This window comes from Mesorhizobium sp. Primo-A, from assembly GCF_003997175.1.
In the GTDB taxonomy this organism is placed as follows: Bacteria; Pseudomonadota; Alphaproteobacteria; order Rhizobiales; family Rhizobiaceae; genus Mesorhizobium; species Mesorhizobium ciceri.
In genome coordinates this window covers 94,719-114,356 of sequence record NZ_RZTG01000001.1, presented here as the reverse complement: position 1 = coordinate 114,356, position 19,638 = coordinate 94,719, and the positions used below count along the sequence as shown (strand labels likewise).

General features: G+C 61.8%; 16 protein-coding genes, 1 tRNA gene and 1 pseudogene. 8 read left to right on the top strand and 10 right to left on the bottom strand.

Annotation, left to right across the window (positions count from 1 at the left end):
• Positions 1 to 20: 20 nt before the first annotated feature.
• Both EOC83_RS00545 and gltB read right to left on the bottom strand, forming a co-directional pair.
• Positions 21 to 1,475: a glutamate synthase subunit beta gene (locus EOC83_RS00545; RefSeq protein WP_013529719.1), complete on the bottom strand. Its 1,455-nt coding sequence runs from the start codon at positions 1,473 to 1,475 to the stop codon at positions 21 to 23.
• A gap of 141 nt (positions 1,476 to 1,616) precedes the next feature.
• Complete coding sequence (gene gltB / locus EOC83_RS00540; protein ID WP_063168950.1) at positions 1,617 to 6,353, bottom strand: glutamate synthase large subunit; 4,737 nt, start codon at positions 6,351 to 6,353, stop codon at positions 1,617 to 1,619.
• A 491-nt stretch (positions 6,354 to 6,844) separates the two neighbouring features.
• On the opposite strand from gltB, the gene EOC83_RS00535 reads away from it, so the two are divergent.
• Positions 6,845 to 7,894 (top strand): low specificity L-threonine aldolase, encoded by a 1,050-nt coding sequence (locus EOC83_RS00535; RefSeq protein ID WP_013529717.1) that lies wholly within the window; start codon positions 6,845 to 6,847, stop codon positions 7,892 to 7,894.
• A gap of 71 nt (positions 7,895 to 7,965) precedes the next feature.
• Here the strand turns inward: EOC83_RS00535 and EOC83_RS00530 are convergent, their stop codons facing one another.
• Positions 7,966 to 8,433, bottom strand: coding sequence for an Hsp20 family protein (locus EOC83_RS00530; RefSeq protein WP_013529716.1), 468 nt, complete (start codon positions 8,431 to 8,433; stop codon positions 7,966 to 7,968).
• A gap of 481 nt (positions 8,434 to 8,914) precedes the next feature.
• On the opposite strand from EOC83_RS00530, the gene EOC83_RS00525 reads away from it, so the two are divergent.
• A complete protein-coding gene (locus EOC83_RS00525) occupies positions 8,915 to 9,892 on the top strand; it encodes an alpha/beta hydrolase (RefSeq protein WP_063170330.1) in 978 nt (325 codons plus the stop codon).
• A 17-nt stretch (positions 9,893 to 9,909) separates the two neighbouring features.
• Here EOC83_RS00525 and hisN read toward each other — a convergent pair whose 3' ends face one another.
• Positions 9,910 to 10,683: a histidinol-phosphatase gene (hisN, locus tag EOC83_RS00520; RefSeq protein WP_024502739.1), complete on the bottom strand. Its 774-nt coding sequence runs from the start codon at positions 10,681 to 10,683 to the stop codon at positions 9,910 to 9,912.
• A gap of 301 nt (positions 10,684 to 10,984) precedes the next feature.
• The gene (locus tag EOC83_RS00515) at positions 10,985 to 11,926 is read right to left on the bottom strand and encodes an N-formylglutamate amidohydrolase (RefSeq protein WP_013529713.1); all 942 of its coding nucleotides are present in this window, start codon (positions 11,924 to 11,926) and stop codon (positions 10,985 to 10,987) included.
• A 163-nt stretch (positions 11,927 to 12,089) separates the two neighbouring features.
• Between EOC83_RS00515 and EOC83_RS00510 the strand changes: the two genes are divergently transcribed.
• Together EOC83_RS00510 and EOC83_RS00505 are read left to right on the top strand one after the other, a co-directional pair.
• Positions 12,090 to 12,452 carry a response regulator gene (locus EOC83_RS00510; protein ID WP_006199474.1) on the top strand — a complete coding sequence of 121 codons (363 nt, stop codon included), beginning with the start codon at positions 12,090 to 12,092 and terminating at the stop codon, positions 12,450 to 12,452.
• A gap of 116 nt (positions 12,453 to 12,568) precedes the next feature.
• Positions 12,569 to 12,643, top strand: a tRNA-Val gene (locus EOC83_RS00505).
• Positions 12,644 to 12,917: 274 nt separating this feature from the next.
• Here EOC83_RS00505 and EOC83_RS00500 read toward each other — a convergent pair.
• Positions 12,918 to 13,124 carry a hypothetical protein gene (locus EOC83_RS00500; RefSeq protein WP_013529712.1) on the bottom strand — a complete coding sequence of 69 codons (207 nt, stop codon included), beginning with the start codon at positions 13,122 to 13,124 and terminating at the stop codon, positions 12,918 to 12,920.
• A 403-nt stretch (positions 13,125 to 13,527) separates the two neighbouring features.
• Here EOC83_RS00500 and EOC83_RS00495 point away from each other — a divergent pair, with 403 nt between their 5' ends.
• Both EOC83_RS00495 and EOC83_RS32715 read left to right on the top strand, forming a co-directional pair.
• Positions 13,528 to 14,295 carry a Stf0 family sulfotransferase gene (locus tag EOC83_RS00495; RefSeq protein WP_027161395.1) on the top strand — a complete coding sequence of 256 codons (768 nt, stop codon included), beginning with the start codon at positions 13,528 to 13,530 and terminating at the stop codon, positions 14,293 to 14,295.
• Between the two features lie 202 nt (positions 14,296 to 14,497).
• Positions 14,498 to 14,665: a hypothetical protein gene (locus EOC83_RS32715; RefSeq protein WP_158515803.1), complete on the top strand. Its 168-nt coding sequence runs from the start codon at positions 14,498 to 14,500 to the stop codon at positions 14,663 to 14,665.
• Here EOC83_RS32715 and EOC83_RS33130 read toward each other — a convergent pair.
• From EOC83_RS33130 to EOC83_RS00485, 3 genes and pseudogenes are all read right to left on the bottom strand, one after another.
• A pseudogene (locus tag EOC83_RS33130) lies at positions 14,632 to 14,738 on the bottom strand (transposase); the annotation flags it as partial. The gene EOC83_RS32715 and the pseudogene EOC83_RS33130 overlap by 34 nt on opposite strands.
• A 9-nt stretch (positions 14,739 to 14,747) precedes the next feature.
• Positions 14,748 to 15,143: a hypothetical protein gene (locus EOC83_RS00490; RefSeq protein ID WP_013529710.1), complete on the bottom strand. Its 396-nt coding sequence runs from the start codon at positions 15,141 to 15,143 to the stop codon at positions 14,748 to 14,750.
• 14 nt (positions 15,144 to 15,157) lie between these two features.
• Complete coding sequence (locus EOC83_RS00485; RefSeq protein WP_024502741.1) at positions 15,158 to 15,517, bottom strand: lysozyme inhibitor LprI family protein; 360 nt, start codon at positions 15,515 to 15,517, stop codon at positions 15,158 to 15,160.
• Between the two features lie 175 nt (positions 15,518 to 15,692).
• Here EOC83_RS00485 and EOC83_RS00480 point away from each other — a divergent pair, with 175 nt between their 5' ends.
• Entirely contained in the window at positions 15,693 to 15,983 is a 291-nt protein-coding gene (locus EOC83_RS00480; RefSeq protein WP_127219021.1) for a hypothetical protein, read from the top strand.
• 228 nt (positions 15,984 to 16,211) lie between these two features.
• Positions 16,212 to 18,380, top strand: a complete 2,169-nt coding sequence (locus EOC83_RS00475) for an alginate lyase family protein (RefSeq protein ID WP_244514234.1) — start codon at positions 16,212 to 16,214, stop codon at positions 18,378 to 18,380.
• Between the two features lie 55 nt (positions 18,381 to 18,435).
• Here EOC83_RS00475 and EOC83_RS00470 read toward each other — a convergent pair whose 3' ends face one another.
• Complete coding sequence (locus tag EOC83_RS00470) at positions 18,436 to 19,590, bottom strand: dihydrodipicolinate synthase family protein (RefSeq protein ID WP_063168953.1); 1,155 nt, start codon at positions 19,588 to 19,590, stop codon at positions 18,436 to 18,438.
• Between the last annotated feature and the right edge of the window lie 48 nt (positions 19,591 to 19,638).

The window sequence follows — 19,638 nt, the reverse complement described above, 5'->3', positions numbered from 1 at the left end:
GCGCGGCTCTGAGGCCGGGCTCAGCGCGGGAGAACGCTCGACCCCATCAACGCCTCGTCGATCGCGCGCGCAGCCTGGCGGCCCTCGCGGATCGCCCAGACGACCAGCGACTGGCCACGACGCACGTCGCCGGCCGCATAGAGCCTGTCGACGCTGGTCTTGTAGTCGCGGTCATTGGCCTCGACATTGCGCGAGCGGCGGCTGTCGGTGGCGATCTTCATCTCACCCTCCAATTCCCTCGCCACACCGGCCGCGGCCGGCCCGGCAAAGCCGATGGCGATGAAAGCGAGATCGGCACGAATGACGAATTCGGTACCGGCGATCGGCTTGCGCTTGTCGTCGACCTCGCAGCACTTGACGCCGGTCAGCTGGCCTTCCTCGCCGATGAATTCGAGCGTCGCCACCTGGAATTCGCGCTCGGCGCCTTCGGCCTGCGAGGACGAGGTGCGCATCTTCGTCGCCCAGTAGGGCCAGACCGAAAGCTTGTCTTCCTTCTCCGGCGGCTGTGGGCGGATGTCGAGCTGTGTGACGCGCACCGCGCCCTGGCGGAAGGCCGTGCCGACGCAGTCGGACGCGGTATCGCCGCCGCCGACGACGACGACATGCTGGCCGCCGGCGATGATGGGATGCGAGGGCCACGCCACCGACTGGATCGGTTCGCCGCCGACCCGCCTGTTCTGCTGCACCAGATAGGGCATCGCGTCATGCACGCCGCCGAGATCGTCGCCGGGAATACCGGCCGCGCGCGGCGTTTCGGAACCGCCGCAATAGAGCACGGCATCATGTTCGGCGAGCAGTTCGGCGACCGGCTTGTCGACCCCGACATTGACGCCGCAATGGAAGGTCACGCCCTCGCCCTGCATCTGCTCGATGCGCCGGTCGATATAGTGCTTCTCGATCTTGAAGTCGGGAATACCGTAGCGCATCAGCCCGCCGGGCCGGCTTTCGCGCTCGTAGACATGGACGTCGTGACCGGCGCGGCCAAGCTGCTGGGCAGCCGCCATGCCGGCCGGGCCGGAGCCGATGACGGCGACCCGCTTGCCGGTCTTCTTCTCCGGCGGATAGGGCCTGATATGGCCGGTTTCATAGGCCTTGTCGGCGATCGCCTGCTCGACCGTCTTGATGGCGACGGGAATGTCCTCGAGGTTCAGCGTGCAGGCTTCCTCGCAGGGCGCCGGGCAGATGCGGCCGGTGAACTCCGGGAAATTGTTGGTCGAATGCAGGTTGCGGATCGCGTTGTCCCAGTCGCCATTGTAGACGAGGTCGTTCCAGTCTGGAATCTGGTTGTGGATCGGGCAGCCGGTCGGCCCGTGGCAGAACGGAATGCCGCAATCCATGCAGCGCGCGGCCTGTTTCTCGACCTCCTTGTCAGACATCGGCAGCGTGAACTCGCGGAAATGCCGGATGCGGTCGGAGGCCGGCTGGTACTTGTGCACCTGCCGGTCGATTTCGAGAAAGCCTGTTACCTTGCCCATAGTCCAGTTCCTGCTGTCCAGATGGTGCGGTTTTCGCCGCACCCGTTAACCCCTTGAGGCAGCCATGGCAACCTTGCGCCGGAGGTCAAACTGTCGATGAAGATGGGCCGGGAAGCCTGGGCTCCCCGGCCATTGCAAAGCCTATTCCGCCGCAACGCCCATGCGCATGCGTTCCATCTCGATCAGGGCGCGGCGGTATTCGACCGGCATGATCTTGCGGAACTTCGGCCGGAACGTCGCCCAGTCGTCGAGAATCTCGCGACCACGTACCGACCCGGTGTAGTGCACATGGTTCGAGATCAGCTGGTAGAGCCGCTCCTCGTCATGGCTGGTCATGTCGCCGGAGACGTCGACGCGGCCCTTGTGGTCGAGGTCGCCGCCATGGTGCAGCAGCCTTTCCATCAGATCGTCTTCTTCCGGAACCGGCTCCAGCTCGACCATCGCCATGTTGCAGCGCTCGGCGAAATCGCCCGCCTCGTCGAGCACGTAGGCGACGCCGCCAGACATGCCGGCGGCGAAGTTGCGGCCGGTCTTGCCGATGACGACGACGATGCCGCCAGTCATGTACTCGCAGCCATGATCGCCGACGCCTTCGACGACGGCGGCGACGCCCGAATTGCGCACGGCGAAACGCTCGCCGGCGACGCCGGCGAAATAGGCTTCGCCCTCGGTTGCGCCATAGAGCACCGTGTTGCCGACGATGATGGATTCAGCCGCGACGATCTTGGCCTCTTCCGGCGGCCGAATGACGATGCGGCCGCCCGACAGGCCCTTGCCGACATAGTCGTTGCCGGCGCCGACAAGCTCGAACGAGATGCCGCGCGCCAGGAAGGCGCCAAAGGACTGGCCGGCAGTGCCGGTCAGCTTCACCGATATCGTATCCTCGCGCAGGCCCTTGTGCTTGAAGCGCTTGGCCACTTCGCCCGACAGCATGGCGCCCGCGGAGCGGTCGACATTGCGGATATCGACCTCGATCTTGACCGGCAGCTTGCTCTCGAGCGCCGGCTTGGCCAGTTCGATCAGCTTGCGGTCGAGCACGTCGTCGATCGGGTGCTTCTGCCGCTCGGTCCAGTGCACCGCTTCATGCGGCGCATCCGGCTTGAAGAACATCTTCGAGAAATCGAGCCCGCGCGCCTTCCAGTGCACGATCAGGTCGCGCTTTTCCAGAAGATCGGTGTCGCCGATGATCTGGTCGATATGGGTGTAGCCCATCTCGGCGAGCAGCTCCCTCACCTCTTCCGCGACGTAGAAGAAGAAGTTGATGACATGCTCGGGCGTGCCCTTGAAGCGCTTGCGCAGCACCGGATCCTGCGTCGCGACGCCGACCGGACAGGTGTTGAGATGGCATTTGCGCATCATGATGCAGCCGGCCGCGATCAGCGGTGCGGTCGAGAAGCCGAACTCGTCGGCGCCGAGCAGCGCGCCGATGATGACGTCGCGCCCTGTGCGCAAGCCACCATCGACCTGCAGCGCAACGCGCGACCGCAAGCCGTTCAGCACCAGCGTCTGGTGTGTCTCGGCAAGGCCCATTTCCCACGGGCTGCCGGCATGCTTGAGCGACGTCAGCGGCGAGGCACCGGTGCCGCCATCATAGCCCGAAATTGTGATGTGGTCGGCGCGCGCCTTGGCGACGCCCGCCGCAACCGTGCCGACGCCGACTTCCGACACCAGCTTGACCGACACGTCGGCTGCCGGATTGACGTTCTTCAGGTCGTAGATCAGCTGTGCCAGATCCTCGATCGAATAGATGTCGTGATGCGGCGGCGGCGAGATCAGGCCGACGCCCGGCGTCGAATGCCGGACCTTGGCGATGGTGGCGTCGACCTTGTGGCCGGGCAGCTGACCGCCCTCGCCGGGCTTGGCACCCTGCGCCACCTTGATCTGCATCATGTCGGAGTTGACGAGGTATTCGGCCGTGACGCCGAAACGTCCCGAGGCGATCTGCTTGATCGCCGAGCGTTCCGGGTTCTTGCCGCCGCCCGGCAGCGGCAGATAGCGGTCGGCCTCTTCGCCGCCCTCGCCGGTGTTCGACTTGCCGCCGATCTGGTTCATCGCGCGCGCCAGCGTCGTGTGCGCTTCGCGCGAGATCGAGCCGAACGACATCGCTCCGGTCGAGAACCGCTTGACGATGTCGGCCGCCGGCATGACGTCGTCGAGCGCCACCTTCTTGCGGCCGGTTTCCCCGGCCAGCTTGAGCTTGAACAGGCCGCGAATGGTCTGGGCGCGGGCCGTCTCGCTGTCGATCTGGGCGGAATAGTCCTTGAAGGTTTCCCACGATCCCTGGCGCACGGCGTGCTGCAAGGTGGCGACAGCATCTGGCGACCAGATATGCGCCTCGCCGCGCATGCGGAACATGTATTCGCCGCCGACCTCGAGGCTGTTGCGCAGCACGGGGTCGTTGCCGAAACCGTCATTGTGGCGGCTGAGCGTCTCGGCCGCGATCTCGTCCAGGCCGACGCCTTCGATCAGCGTCGCGGTGCCGGTGAAGTATTGCTGCACGAAATCGGTCTTCAGGCCGATGGCGTCGAAAATCTGCGCGCCGCAATAGGACTGGTAGGTCGAGATGCCCATCTTGGACATCACCTTGAGGATGCCCTTGCCGATCGACTTGATGTAGCGCGAGACGACTTCGTAGGCGTCCACTTCCTTCGGCAGTTCGCCGCGCTTGTGCATGTCGAGCAGCGTGTCGAAGGCGAGGTAGGGATTGATCGCCTCGGCGCCATAGCCGGCGAGGCAGCAGAAATGATGCACTTCGCGCGGCTCGCCGGATTCGACGACGAGGCCGACCGAGGTGCGCAGCCCCTTGCGGATCAGGTGATGATGGACCGCCGCCGTCGCCAGCAGCGCCGGGATGGCGATGCGGTCGGGCCCGACCTGGCGGTCGGACAGGATGATGATGTTGTAGCCGCCGGCAACCGCCGCCTCCGCCCGCTCGCACAACCGATCGATGGCGCCCTGCATGCCCGCGGCGCCTTCGGCGGAGCCATAGGTGATGTCGATCGTCTTGGTGTCGAAACGGTCCTCGGTGTGGCCGATGGAGCGGATCTTCTCGAGATCGCCATTGGTCAGGATCGGCTGGCGCACTTCGAGCCGCTTGCGGCGCGAATTGCCGACAAGGTCGAAGATGTTGGGCCGCGGCCCGATGAAGGACACCAGGCTCATCACCAGCTCCTCGCGGATCGGGTCGATCGGCGGGTTGGTGACCTGGGCGAAGTTCTGCTTGAAATAGGTGTAGAGCAGCTTCGACTTGTCCGACATCGCCGAGATCGGCGTGTCGGTGCCCATCGAGCCCACCGCTTCCTGGCCTGTCGTCGCCATAGGCGACATCAACAGCTTGGTGTCCTCCTGGCTGTAGCCGAATGCCTGCTGACGATCGAGCAGGCTGACATCCTTGCGCAACGCGCGCGGTTCGACCGGCTTCAGATCTTCGAGGATCAGCTGCGTGTTGGCGAGCCAGGTCTTGTAGGGATGCTTGGTCGCGATCTCCGACTTGAGCTCCTCGTCGGAGACGATGCGCCCCTTCTCCAGGTCGATCAGCAGCATGCGGCCGGGCTGCAGCCGCCACTTCTTGACGATCTTCTCCTCCGGCACCGGCAGCACGCCGGCTTCCGAGGCCATGATGACGCGGTCATCGTCGGTGACGATGTAGCGTGCCGGGCGCAAGCCATTGCGGTCGAGCGTGGCGCCGATCTGGCGGCCATCGGTGAAGACCACCGCCGCCGGTCCGTCCCACGGCTCCATCAATGCCGCATGGTATTCGTAGAAGGCCTTGCGATCGGCATCCATGAGCTTGTTGCCGGCCCAGGCTTCCGGAATCAGCATCATCATGGCATGGCTGAGCCTGTACCCGCCCTGGAACAGGAACTCGAGCGCATTGTCGAAGCAGGCGGTGTCGGATTGGCCGTCATAGGAAATCGGCCACAGCTTCGAGATGTTGTTGCCGAACAGTTCGGAATCGACCGACGCCTGGCGCGCAGCCATCCAGTTGTTGTTGCCGCGCACGGTGTTGATCTCGCCATTGTGGGCGACCATGCGGTAGGGATGCGCCAGCTTCCATGACGGGAACGTGTTGGTCGAGAAGCGCTGGTGGACGAGGATCAGCGCGGTTTCGAAGCGCGGGTCCTTGAGGTCCTTGTAGTAGGCCCCGACCTGATAAGCCAGGAACATGCCCTTGTAGACGATGGTGCGCGCCGACAGCGACACGCAATAGGCGCCGATGTCCTTGTTGTCGTTCTCGGCATAGATGCGGCCCGAGATGACCTTGCGCAGCAGATAGAGCCTGGCCTCGTATTCCTCGTCATCGGTAATGTCTGGCGTGCGGCCGATGAAGATCTGCCGATGGAACGGCTCGGATGCCACGATGTCGGGCGCCTTCGACAGCGACGAATTGTCGACGGGCACGTCACGGAAACCGATGAGCGGAAGTCCCTCGGATTGCGCCGATTCGGCAATGATGTCCTCGATATGGGCGCGAAGGGCCGCGTCCTGCGGCATGAACCAGTGTCCGACGCCGTACTGGCCCGCCGGCGGCAGCTCGATGCCCTGGGCTGCCATCTCGTCACGGAAGAACTGGTCGGGAAGCTGCACCAGCACGCCGGCGCCATCGCCGACCAGCGGATCGGCGCCGACGGCGCCGCGATGCGTCAGGTTTTCGAGCACAGCAAGCCCGTCCTCGACGATCTGATGCGACTTCACGCCCTTCATGTTGACGATGAAACCGACGCCGCAGGCGTCATGCTCGTTGCGTGGATCGTAGAGGCCCTGGGCGGAAAATCCGTTGGCGCTTCGGCCAATATTGGATCGCAAGGTGGTTTTGACGGTTGCCGCTTTCGTCTGCGCGGCCTGGCCGTTCGTCGCAGAGTGCGTCATGTCCGTCATCTCCTGTCCTCCTTCCCAGCCATTCAGGCGCTGGTTTGCCTCGGCAAGCGCTTGGCTCACCCTGATCCTTGTGGCACGTCTTGCGAAATCCTGTCGAACCAGGCGGCTTTCCGCATGGATCGCATCTGGTAATCGTACAGGCCAGAGTCTGGCTGTCCACCTGTCGCTCGCGGCAACAGCCGGAGAGGCCCAAATGATACGCCAATCCAGCTCGTTTTGTGCGACAAAATAAGACAGCACTACTGTCCTAAATTTTTATGGCAGAAATCCCGGACGCACACAAGACCGATTTGCAAAAAACTTGGGGCATTCGCGACAGAAAATGTCGTGAAGCTGAGGAAAAACGTAAGCTTCAGTCGTCGGCCTGGGCTTTGCCCGTTGGCTGGCTTTACTGTTTTTCCGGCGCCTGGCCCTTGCGATCAGCACGCGAAACCGGTCAACTTCAGTCTGATTTCCCCAACCCCCCGTTCTCCCAAGACATAGGCAGATGCATGTTCTTCGCTTCCGACAATTGGGCAGGCGCCCACCCCAACATTGCCGCCGGCCTGTCGGCCAATGCCGGCGGCTTTTCCACCGCCTATGGCGACGGAGCGCTCGACCAGGCAGTCTACCAGCGCTTCAGCGAGATTTTCGAACGCGAGGTCGCGGTGTTCTTCGTCGCCACCGGCACGGCCGCCAACTCGCTGGCGCTGACCGCTTACAACAAGCCGGGCGGCATTTCCTTTGCTCATCGCGAATCGCATGTCATCGAGGACGAATGCGGCGCGCCGGTGTATTTTTCCGGCGGCTCACGCCTGCATGAGATCGATGGCGCGCTGGGCAAGATCGATCCGCACAATCTGGAAAGGACCATCGGCCGTTTCGCACCGGAAATCGTCCATTGGGGACGGCCGATGGCCGTTTCGATCACCCAGTCGACCGAGGTCGGCACCATCTACGGCCTGGATGAGATCGAGACGATCGCGGCGATCGCCAAACGATATTCGGTGCCCTTGCACATGGACGGCGCCCGCTTTGCCAATGCGCTGGTCGCGCTCGACACGTCGCCAGCCGAAATGACCTGGAAACGCGGCGTCGACATCCTGTCCTTCGGCGGCACCAAGAATGGCTGCTGGTGCGCCGAAGCGATCGTGCTGTTCGATCTTGATCGTGCCAGGGAATTGGCGTTCCTGCGCAAGCGCGCCGCCCAGCTGTTTTCGAAATCGCGCTTCGTCGCGGCGCAGTTCGAGGCCTATTTCAAAGACGGATTGTGGCTGGACACCGCCCGCCACGCCAACGCCATGGCCGCACGCCTTGCCGCCGCGATCGAGGATTCGGCCACGGCAAAACTGGCATGGCTGCCGCAGGCAAACGAGGTTTTCGCAGTGATCAAGAAAGCCGAAGCTGAAAAGCTGCAGGCAGCGGGTGCGGCGTTCTATGATTGGCACAAGCCGCACGGCTTTGACGGCCACATCAGCGAGGACGAGTTGCTGTATCGCTTCGTCACCAGCTTCGCGACGACGGCCGATGAGGTCGACCGTTTTGGCCAGCTGATCGCCTGATACCGAAATCCCCGATAACAAAAAAGCGGCGCCTTTCGGCGCCGCTTCCGTCTCGGGAGGAGACTTGTACTTTAGGCAGCGGTCTTGGCCTCGATCTGCTTGGCCTTGGCCGAAGATGCCGTAATCGCGATCTTGCGCGGCTTCAGCTCCTCGGGGATGTTGCGCTTGAGGTCGACGAACAGCAGGCCGTTCTTCAGCGAAGCACCGACAACTTCGACGTGGTCGGCAAGCTGGAAGCGGCGTTCGAAGGCTCTCGAGGCAATGCCGCGATAGAGCAGTTCAGAGCCTTCGCCGGTGCCCTCGTCCTTGCGCTCACCCTTCACGGTCAGCACGTTGCGATGGGCTTCGATCGAGATTTCCTCGTCAGAGAAGCCGGCAACCGCCATCGAGATCCGGTAGGAATCCTCACCGGTGCGCTCGATGTTGTAGGGCGGGTAGGTCTGCGCGCCATCCGGCTGCGCAAGCGAATCGAGCATCGTGAACAGACGATCGAAGCCGACGGTCGAGCGATAAAGCGGGGAAAAATCAACGTGACGCATGAGGTGTTCTCCTGTTGAGCAACATGGTTTGCGTATGGCCGGTGCGAAACCCTTGAGCGGCGTTTCGGGTGGGCCAGCGGCCCCTACATTGGCGACCGCACGAGACATTTGGGGAGCGCTGGAAAGCATTTCAAGATTTCACCTGGCGGCAAAAGCCACGGCGGCCGGACCCTTGATGAACGGCAGATGAACCGGCACTTCGGCGCGCGTTCAGGCAGCCGGCGCTAAAGTCCATTCCAGGATCAAGGACTGGCGGCGCCGATTGCACAACAGGCACCGCAACGAGGCCGACCGGGTGTAACGTCCCTTCCTCCCGGATCGACAGAGGCCGGAAGCACGCTTTCAAGCGGCTTCCGGCCTTCCCTGTTGCAGCCCAGTCAGTCACCGGGAATTCCTTGGCTTTTGGCGCATGGGCGTCTATCACCATAGCGGAGCCGGCCAGCGCAGGCGGGCATGCGAGACGCCGAGCACGAAGCGCCGAATGACGGATCTTTTCACCGAAAACTCCCTTTTTCACGAAATCGAGGGCAATCCGCGGCCGGAAAACGCCGCCGGCGGCTTCTTCACCACGCGTGACCGCAAGAATATCCGCTACGGCCTGTTCGGCGCGGTCGCTCGCCCGATGAAGGGCACCGTGGTCCTGCTCACCGGCCGCAACGAGTGCATCGAGAAATATTTCGAAACCATCCGCAACCTTGCCGATCGTGGCTTTGGCGTCGCCACGCTCGACTGGCGCGGCCAGGGCGATTCAGACCGGCTGATCCGCGATCGCCAGCGCGGCTACGTCAGCAGCTTCCGCGACTACACCGCCGACCTCGAACAGTTCTTCGAGGAGATCGTGCTGCCCGATTGCCGCGGACCCTACTACATCCTGGCCCATTCGGCAGGCGCATTGATCACCCTGCTGGCCGCGCCGTCGATGGTGAACCGCGTCCGGCGCATGGTGCTGATCGCGCCTTTCCTGACGCTGCCCGACCTTCCGGTCTCGATCTCGACGGTTCGCCGCGTCTGTTCCCTGTTCTGCGCTCTCGGCCTCGGCCGGCTCTATGCCGCCTGGGGTCCGCGGCCGAGGGCAACGGCCCCTTTCGAGACCAACAAGCTGACATCGGACCCGGAACGCTATCGGCGCAACACACGGATCTATGAAGAATACCCGCAACTGGCGCTTGGCGGGCCGACGATCCGTTGGCTGCGGGCAGCCGCGAAAGCTTCGGAAGCCGTCAACGACCCCGACTTCATGGCCCGGATCCAGGTCCCGCTGCTGATCATCGCCGCCGGCGCCGACCAGGTCGTCTCGACCAGGGCTGTCGAAGCCTACGCCAGGCGTCTGCGGCTCGGTTCATTGCTGATGATCGACGGCTCCCGCCACGAAATCCTGCAGGAAGCCGACATCTACCGCGAGCAATTGCTCGCCGCCTTCGACGCCTTCATTCCCGGCAGCGACGACCCCACGGCCTGACGGCCGCCGGTCGCTGGTCAGCCGCGCAAGGCAGCCATGGCAGCTGCGTGGAGTTCCGGCGTTGCAGCCGCCAGGACATCGCCGCCCTTTTCCGCAGGCCCGCCATCGAATGTGGTGACCACACCGCCTGCCTTCTCGATGATCGGGATCAGCGCCACGATGTCGTATGGCTTCAAACCGGGATCGGCGACGATATCGACGCTTCCCGAAGCGATCATGGCGAAGGCATAGCAATCGGCGCCATAGCGGGCGAGTTGGATCTGTCTTTCGAATGCATCGTAACGGTTGCGCGCTTCGCCTTTGAATAGCGCCGGCGTGGTGGTGAACAGCGTCGCCTGGTCCAACTTCGTCGTCTTGCGGGTCGTCAGTTTTCGCGGCCCGCCCGGCCCCTCATAGTGCGAACCTGAGGCGTTGGCGTAGAACAGCTCGCCGGTGAAGGGTTGCGCCATCATGCCGGCAACGGCGTCACCGTCGACCGTCAGCCCGACCAGCGTGCCCCACACCGGCAGGCCGGAAATAAAGGCGCGCGTGCCGTCGATCGGGTCGATCACCCAGACATGCCGGCTCGAAATGTTCTCGCTGCCATGCTCCTCGCCAAGAATGCCATGGTCGGGATACTCGGCAGAGATCAACGCCCGGATAGCGCGCTCGGCCTCGCGATCGGCCTCGGTGACCGGATCGAAACTGCCCTGTTCCTTGTTGGCGACCGCGCCTTGGGCACGAAAGCGCGGCAAGGTCTCCGCCGCCGCCACCTGCGCGATGCGGCGCATGAAATCGACACTGATGTCCAACTGATTCTCCCGCACTGCAGCATGTCCGAGCCGTGCTCTGCCGCCAATTTCGTACCAAAACAAGTGTGTTCGACTACTTCTCCGCGACGGCATCTGTTGCCCGGATGTCACATAAGCGTCGTCGAAACGCAATTTCCACATCAGAGTGAATTAAAAAAGCCTGAAGGTCGCTTGACATTTGTGCAACGCACAATACCCTTGACCTCGGACAGGGTTTCCTGTCCATGCCCTCCTTGGGCGTTTCCTCCCTAGACTTCGACCGTATCGTGCAAACGATGCGGTCTTTTTTTACGCCGCGATTTCACTCCGCGGCCAGCGGCAGGTCGATGAAATGATGGTCGGGCATCGACATCAGGTCGGCTGAGAACCGCGTCAGATCGTCGGCCAGCGCATCGAAGCCGGCGGCCTTCTCGAATGTCCGTTCGTTCATGTAGAGCCCGCGATTGACCTCGATCTGCAGCGCATGCAGATGGCGCGCCGGGCGGCCGTAATGCTCGGTGATGAAGCCGCCGGCATAGGGTTTGTTGTGGGCAACCGAATAGCCCATGGCGCTGAGCAGGCCGATCGCGGTCTCGGTCAGGGCGGCGGTTGCCGAGATGCCGAAACGGTCGCCGATGATGAAGTCGGGCCGCAGCCCGCTGTCGCCGACACGGATGCTCGCCGGCATCGAATGACAGTCGATCAGCACGGCAAAACCGAACCGCGCATGGGTCCGGGTCAAAAGCCGCTTCAGCGTCTCGTGATAGGGCTTGTAGACGGTTTCGATCCGGGCAACGGCTTCCGACAGCGGCAGGCGGCCGGAATAGATGTCGAGCCCCTCGCCGACCAGCTTCGGCACCGTGCCAAGCCCACCCGCCACCCGCGCCGAGCGGATGTTGCAGAAGGACGGCACTGGCTCGGCGAACATGCGAGGATCGAGCTCCCACGGCTCGCGATTGACGTCGAGATAGGCCCTCGGAAAATTCGCCGCCAGCAGCGGCGCGCCGAGCGCCACGGCACCGCCGAACAGCTCATCGACGTAACAGTCTTCCGACCGGCGGATGGCGTTGCGGTCCAGCCTTGCCATGGCCAGGAACCGTTCGGGATAGTAGCGGCCGCTATGCGGCGAATTGAAGAGGAAGGGGACGCGCTGCTCGGCGCCCGACCGGATTTCGAAGGGTGGAAAGACCGAAAAATCCTCGGCTGCCGTCTTCAATTTGAACGAACCCGAAAACACCAGTGCATCATGATGTGAAAGTGCCACCTTGCAGGCCGCGTGTCCAGCATTTCAGCGGCGGCACACCCCCGGCAAATATGGATCATCGCCGTCCGCGTTCACTTGATGTTTACCCTCACCTCCTCATATACAGGATGGTTAACGGGCTTGCCCAACGGCAATCTCGGGCGGGTGATTCGGACAGGATATCATGGCACGCATTCTTCTGGCGGAAGACGACGACGATATGCGTCGGTTCCTCGTCAAGGCGCTGGAGCGCGCCGGTTACCAGGTCAGCGATTTCGACAATGGCGCCAGCGCCTATGAGCGGCTGCGCGAAGAGCCGTTCTCGCTGCTGCTGACCGACATCGTCATGCCGGAGATGGACGGCATCGAGCTGGCGCGCCGCGCCACCGAGATCGATCCCGATCTGAAAGTCATGTTCATCACCGGTTTCGCCGCCGTTGCGTTGAACCCGGATTCCAAGGCGCCGAAAGACGCCAAGGTGCTGTCGAAGCCATTCCATCTGCGCGACCTCGTCAACGAGGTGGAGAAGATGCTGCAGGCGGCCTGAGCCGTTTTCTAGGCGAGGCGCCGCACCTCTTCGCCACTGCGGCGAGACGACGCCTTCTTTCCTTTTTCCTGCTATTGACGCGCTGGATCAAAAATGGTGTATGCGCGGCTTCGGATGGGCGTGTAGCTCAGCGGGAGAGCACTGCATTGACATTGCAGGGGTCACAGGTTCAATCCCTGTCACGCCCACCATCCAACCAGACAAATCAGACTTGGATCGACATGCTGGCCGGCTCGCCAGACAAAGCGCGTGGGCATGACGCGCGGGATGAGCAGCGTCGAGGTGCTGGCGGAAGAACGCCTCACTTGGGATAAGCAGGGCACAGCGTGGCACAGGGCCGTCCAGGGCGCGCGTTACACAGAGGTGGACGATTTCGGTGCCTCAAGGGGAGGCTGGACGTTGGCGAGCTTTCGAGCGCAACCCGCCCGTCCCAGCGCTGACCGGAACGGGCGACACGCAATCAGATCATTGCGGCGCTGGATCAGGCGTATTTCCCGGCCTGTCGCCGCCGCCCTTGCCTTCGCGGCAAGGCTCGCCGATGCCGCAGCATTTGCCGTTATAGGTGACGCCAGGCTTCAGCTTGTCGCATTCCCTGGGAGCGGTTGTCTTGCAGCCGGCCAGCACCGAAACGGCGATGGCGGCCAAAAAGACGTTTCTCGAGACAGTAAACATAAGACGTTCTCCTTGATGAACCATGTTTGGACACATCACTTGGTCGCGCCTCGGGTGAATTGGTTCACAAAAATAGTGATGGCGGCGAAAACAACCCTCACGGTTATTCGACAGAGGACACTCCTGGGCAGGCGCAGCAATCGCGTGGCGACGTGTCGGCGACGGCGAACACGCCCACGATGACGATGGCGGCCGATGCGGCGTCCTAGATGAATTGCGTGGTCATCTGGTCTAGAATCCAGCCAAAGCCCTGGTGATGCCGACAAGATGGCAACGAAGATCACGGCGGCAATAAGCTGAGCACGGTGTTCCTGGACCTGGGGCGGGAACGCAGCACTGATTTGGGTTGAAGATAAGCGGGCCTTGCGGCATGCGTTCCGGGACAAGGTGAAGTGAGGAGTTTATGCGGGGCGTTGCGATTCTTACAGAGGGAAGAAGCGGTTCGAACTGGCTGGGAAGCCTGACGAACGCAACTGGCCTGATGGGACGGTCGGAGGAATGGCTTGATCCGGCCTATCTACGTTTCGATCCCCGCACCTATGATGATCTTGAAAAAGCGGTCATCGAGAAAGCGTCGACCGACAACGGGCGGTTTGCGATCAAGTTGTTTCCGCGCCATCTGGCCTGGTGTAAGGAGAAATTCGGAAAGGATTTTCTATTCGAGATTCGAAGAAAACACGGCTTGGAATTCATTTTGTTGGAACGTCGCGACCGAATTCAGCAAGCTATTTCGTTCTACCGAGCTAGGATGTCTGGAGTGTGGACGAGCCGGCACGAAGGGAAAGTCAATCCGCGCTCTGTTCCTTATAGCTTCGCCGACATCAGCCAAGCGTATTTCCAGATTGATCGAAGCTATGCGTTCTGGAGGTCCTACCTACAACTTGCGGGGCTGGATTGTCGTCAATTCGTCTACGAAGATTTGCAGCAAGACCCACGGCCCTATCTGGAAGCTGTGGCGGATTATATGGGCGTCCAGGTCCCGGAAGACACCGCCAATTCGAGATTCACTGTTCAACGGGACAGCCTCACGGAAGAATGGATAGTGCGCTTTCGTGAGGACGCAGCGGCCAAGGGCGCCATTGAGGGCATCGGGGAGATGGCGGTGCCAAGAACGCTCGACAATATCGCCCGCTTTGCCCTGAAACGGCCCCTGATCCGAAAGCGCTTCTAGAGGCAGGTACTTTCTTCGGGGAAATTCGATGATCGTTGCAGCTGGCTCGGTTCCAGCGCTCGATGCCCCGGCTCTTCCTCCAGAACACCTGGAGTAAATCGCGCCGGTCAACCGTCTGCCCGCAGTAATGATCTTCTTCCGGGATGTCCTGGCCGCCGTGCAGCTTGCTGGGAACGGCGGGCCAGGGTCAGATAGTTTCGTCATGTCGCTCGAACCTGCCATTGCGGCAAAAAGTTCCGGAACCATCCTTCAAGCTGATGGAATCGCGGATCGCGTGTGCAGGATCGGCATTTCCCGGCTGTTCGCCGAGGTAGAGCGGTTCGCATTTGGGTTGACTTCTAGCCTGCGCCTGGCGCAACGCCGCATGTAGTGCTTGAAGTTGGCGAAGGGTTTCTCGATTGGGTTGAGGTCCGGACTATAGGGGGCAGGAAGGAGAGCCTCGCGGAGCCAGCCTACTGGTCATCGTCATCGTTATTGTCTGGATTGTCGACCAAACATCCCGCGCCGTGACACCCTTGGTAATTGCCTTGAGTGTCGAAATTCGGATTGCCATCCTTGTCGTAACTCGGCCTTGGATCGATGTAGCTGTCGTCCTTTCGACGCGCTTCCTTGCGATCCTTGTCTCTCTGTTCTTGCGCGGCCATGCGATCCAATGAGCGCTGCTCATCTTCTGAACGTTGTGAGGTCTGTTGCATCATGCAGTCGGCAAACCTGTTGGTTCCTGGCCTGTAGCCGTAAGACGCGCACTGTTGCTGATCCATTGCGCGCTGATCCTCAGCGCTGACGCAACCGGCAACCGCCAACGGCACAAGCGCGATCAGCACATATCTCATCTTGAAATTCGGCATTTTGTCACTCCAGATTATTCTGATGGCACCGGGCAAGAGAGGTCACCCTCCTGGCAGTTCAGGTAGGCCTTCAACTGCCTGGTGCGGGCCTTGGTCAGGTCAGCCTGACAAGCAGCGGCAACCATCGGCGCCGCGGAGCCACCATCGTCACCGCTGGATTGAAACGTGCATTCGGCGTTGCGGAACGCAATCCACGCTCTCTGCGCTTTCACGAACCGTGCCTTGCCGTCGGAATCATCCGTAAGCCGCTTCTGGATTTGCTTGAAGGTCTGGTTCAATGCCTGATCGGCTCTTTTGAAATCCGAAGCTGGATCAGCCAGAGCCGCGGTGGCGGCGAACGACAGCATGGCGACCGCAGCAAGTAGAAAACGCATGATTGTATCCCCCTCATGAAAACAACCACAAGTAAGCACGCATAGGAGCAGCCGGCAAGGCCTGGAAAACCATATAGTAAGCAAAGGGTTGTCGGGTTCAACAATGCAGGACGGACGAGGCTAGGGCCGTGAGGTGATATGCGGGGAGTGGCAGATAACTCATGTATTCGATGCAATGGCGGTCGAATGCGGCCGCCACAAGCTGACCATGTTTGGACACATCGCTTGGTCGCGCGCCGGGAGGATTGGTTCCAAGAAAATTGCGATCACCGGCGCATCTTTTGCGAGCTTGCCTTTGCGTGAAGGCGAATCGCCGATGCCGGGGCATTTGCCATGCTATGTGGTTTTCGGATTTGATTTATCGCATTGTCCTGTCGGCGTTGCCTGGCAACCTGCCGTCACTTATGCAGCAGAACGTAACAGGACATTCGCAACGTTACATGCGAGAGACGTTTTCCATGATTGATCGTGCCGCACAATTCAGGGCTTCGTCGCCTCACGCTCAAAAATGGTCCAGAATCAAAGTCGGAATGATTGGCGAAACCGCGCGCATCCCCGAGGCGGTGATCGGGATCCGGTCTCCCTGCGTGCCGTCATGAGTTCACAGTCCGGTAGGACAAAACTATCGTCCTGGCCGAAGATATATCGCGAACTGAACCGTGTGCGCACGCAATTGCGGTCGCCGTGGTCGACATTGGGCAACGCGCTCATTTCCGCAAAGCAGAATGCTGAATACCGGCGCGGACTCGGCAAGCGGATCGAGGCCGCCCGCGAGACTTACACGGCGTCGCCGATCTCGCAGATTGCCGACAGCTTCATGCTCGTCCGGATCATCGGCAATGATCTGGAACCGCGACACCGCAAGGGCCAGTCATTCGACAACGTGCTGTTCATTCTGGACAACGAACCGGTCTTCGACGCCTGCGAAAAATTCTGGATCGTCAATCGAATAGTCGACACCGACGAGGAAGCCCGGATCATCGGCCTGCTCGAAAGCCGCCGCCAGAATTTTCATACAATCCCCTTCGAACTCGATCAGTACCGGAAGATATCCTGGGACGTCGACCAGCTTGTTGCCGGCGACCTCCGATTCTCAGAGAAGGGCCGGGCGAGCGGACAGTCCGCGCGTTACGAAACGCACATCCGCCGCAGCAAGAACCTCTATGTGATGAACAACAATGGGGCTCGCAACGCCGCGCTCGCGATTGCCCGCGACAGGGCAAAATGGCTGATGCCCTGGGACGGGAACTGCTACCTGACAGCCTCTGCGTTCCAGCGGATACGGTCCGCGATCGAGAAAAACCCGCACCTTCCCTACGCTGTGGTGCCCATGGCGCGCATTGTCGACAATGCGCTTCTGCTGGACCAGAGCTTTCAGCCGCCGGCCGAGGAGGAGCCGCAGATCATATTTCGAGCCGATACCACGCAACTGTTCGACGAAAACTATGGTTACGGAAGGCGGCCAAAAATCGAGATGCTGTGGCGGTTGGCAGTTCCTGGCCCCTGGGACCGCTACCGCGACGACGCCTGGGATTTTCCACGCCCGGTCCGGGCGGCGGATGCCGGGCTGCTCCAGAAAGCGGGCTGGGTGGCGCGCCTGGATTCAGGGCGTTCGCATCTGGAGATCGGCAAGGCCGGCTTCGTCGCGCGTCTGGTCAGCCGCGATCAGGCGATCGTCGATATGGTCGATCAATGTGACGCCAAGGCAGTCGCCGCTCGGCTTGATACCTCCCGCCTGGCCTTTTATGACGAAGACGCCCTGGCCAACGCGGTGAAGGACGGGCCCATCCTGCACCATCTCGAAACCGCGGCCGGACAGGCACTCGCCCGCGGTCCGTTCAGCGTGCTCGACAAGACTGGCCTAGCCCCCAGCGGGGATCCCCAGGACTATTTTCACCCTGCGCCTTACTGGTGGCCCGACCCCGACAGACCCGACGGCCTGCCCTATATCCGGCGCGATGGCGAACGCGTGCCCGGCACGGCATTGTATGCAGCAGGAAGCGAAACCTACGATCGCACACGCTTGCAGCGCGTCTTCGACGACACAACCGTGCTTGCGCTCGCCGCAACCGTGCTTGATGGGCATCATTATGCCGTCCACGCCGCCAGGCTCTTTCGCGCATGGTTTATCGATCCCAGGACAAGAATGAACCCGCATTTGCGCTATGCGCAGGTGCGGTCGGGCCACGACAACAATGAAGGGTCCGGCCACGGCATCATCGAGCTGAAGGATTTCTATTTCTTCCTGGATGCCGTACGCCTGCTCGAGCGAACAGGAGTACTGGGCGACGAGGATCGCGAGGCGTTCAGAGCCTGGCTCGGTTCCTACTGCGAATGGCTGGACACCGCGCCGGCAGCCGCGACGGCCTTCTGCAGCAGCAGCAACCAAGGAACATATTACGATTTGCAGCGGGCATCGATCGCCACGTTTCTTGGCGACAGCGCCACCCTGGCCAAGATCAGCCTCTATGCTCGGGAGAGACTAGCAACCCAGATCGCAGCCGATGGCTCCTTGCCCAGGGAACTGTCCCGCACGCGCCCCAGGCACTACGCCATGTTTACCTTGCAAGGCTGGACGTCGCTGGCCCGTGTCCTGTCTTCGGTCGGTGACAATCTCTGGCAACACAAGACAGCCGAGGGGCTGGGACTGGTCCAGGCGCTGCACTGGCTTGTTGCGCACGAGAACAAGCCACACACCATGTCGGCCGAAACTGTCGATCCGGATCGGCTTGGGCCGCTGCTTCTCGACCTGACGCACCATGATCCCGCAGGAATGCCACCTGCCGATCTGGGAAGGGCGACCAAGCCCATTTTTCATCCAGACGAGGCAATCGCGCCTTTTTGGCTGTGGCGGAGACATTAGCGACGCCCGGCATTCCTGGCCTGTTACGTCGATGATGAGAACCACTTTCCGCGCTTCAAACACCCGCGACGGTGCAAAGGCTCTTCATCCTGGTCACCGCCAGTTCCGGATCGGCCAGCAATCCGGCCTGGTCGGCAAGGCGGAACACGTCGGCATAGTGACGGATGCCGCGCGCCGACTGCATACCGCCGACCATCGCAAAATGATCCTGATGGCCGTTCAGCCAGGCCATGAGGACGATGCCGGCTTTGTAATACTCGGTCGGCGCCTCGAAGATCTTTCGCGACAGCGGCACGGTCGGCGCCATCAACGCGTCAAAGCCGGCGCGGTCGCCTTCCGCCAGTTTCGCCAGCGCCGCGTTGGCAACCGGCGCAATCGCGTCGAAAATACCCAGCAATGCGTGCGAGTGCCTTTTCTCGTCGCCGGCGATCAGTTCGGGATAATTGAAATCGTCGCCGGTGAACATGACGACGCCGTCCGGCAGACGGTTCCTCAGCGCGACCTCCTTGCCGGCATCGAGCAGTGAGATTTTTATCCCCTCCACCTTGCCAACGTGGCATTCGATGATGGCAACGACTGTATCGAGAGCGACCTCGAAATTCTCGCTGCCCCAATAGCCCCTGAGCGCCGGATCGAACATGTCGCCCAGCCAGTGCAGGATGACCTTGCCGGAGGACTGTGACAGGATGCGGTCGTAGACCCTGACATAGTCGTCCGGCCCTTTGGCAACTGCCGCCAACGCCCGGCTGGCCATCATGATCGCCTTGCCGCCGAGCCCTTCGATTAAAGCGAACTGCTCTTCATAGGCCTTGATGACGTCATCGATTGTTTTGGCGGCGGCGGGCGCCAGATGGTCGGTGCCGGCGCCCGAGGCGAGATCGGCGCCATCGACCGTGCGCGCCTCGGCGATCGAGCGGCGGATCAATTCCTGCGCGTTTGCCCAGTCGAAGCCCATGCCGCGCTGCGACGTGTCCATCGCTTCGGCGATGCGGAAGCCCAGCCGCCACAGATGGTGACGGAACGCCATCGTCCTCTCCCAGTCGATCACCGGTCTGGACCACGGATCGGTCATGGCGAGCGGATCGGCAACGACGTGCGCGGCGGCATAGGCGATACGCGAAAATCGCGCGCCGATGTCAGGCTGCACGGGCTCGCCGACCAGCGTGTACCGGGTGCTGCCGCCACCCTCACCAGGCAAGGAAATGTCCATCCATCGCTCCCTTCACAACGCTACTAAATGGAACGTTCCAATAAATCA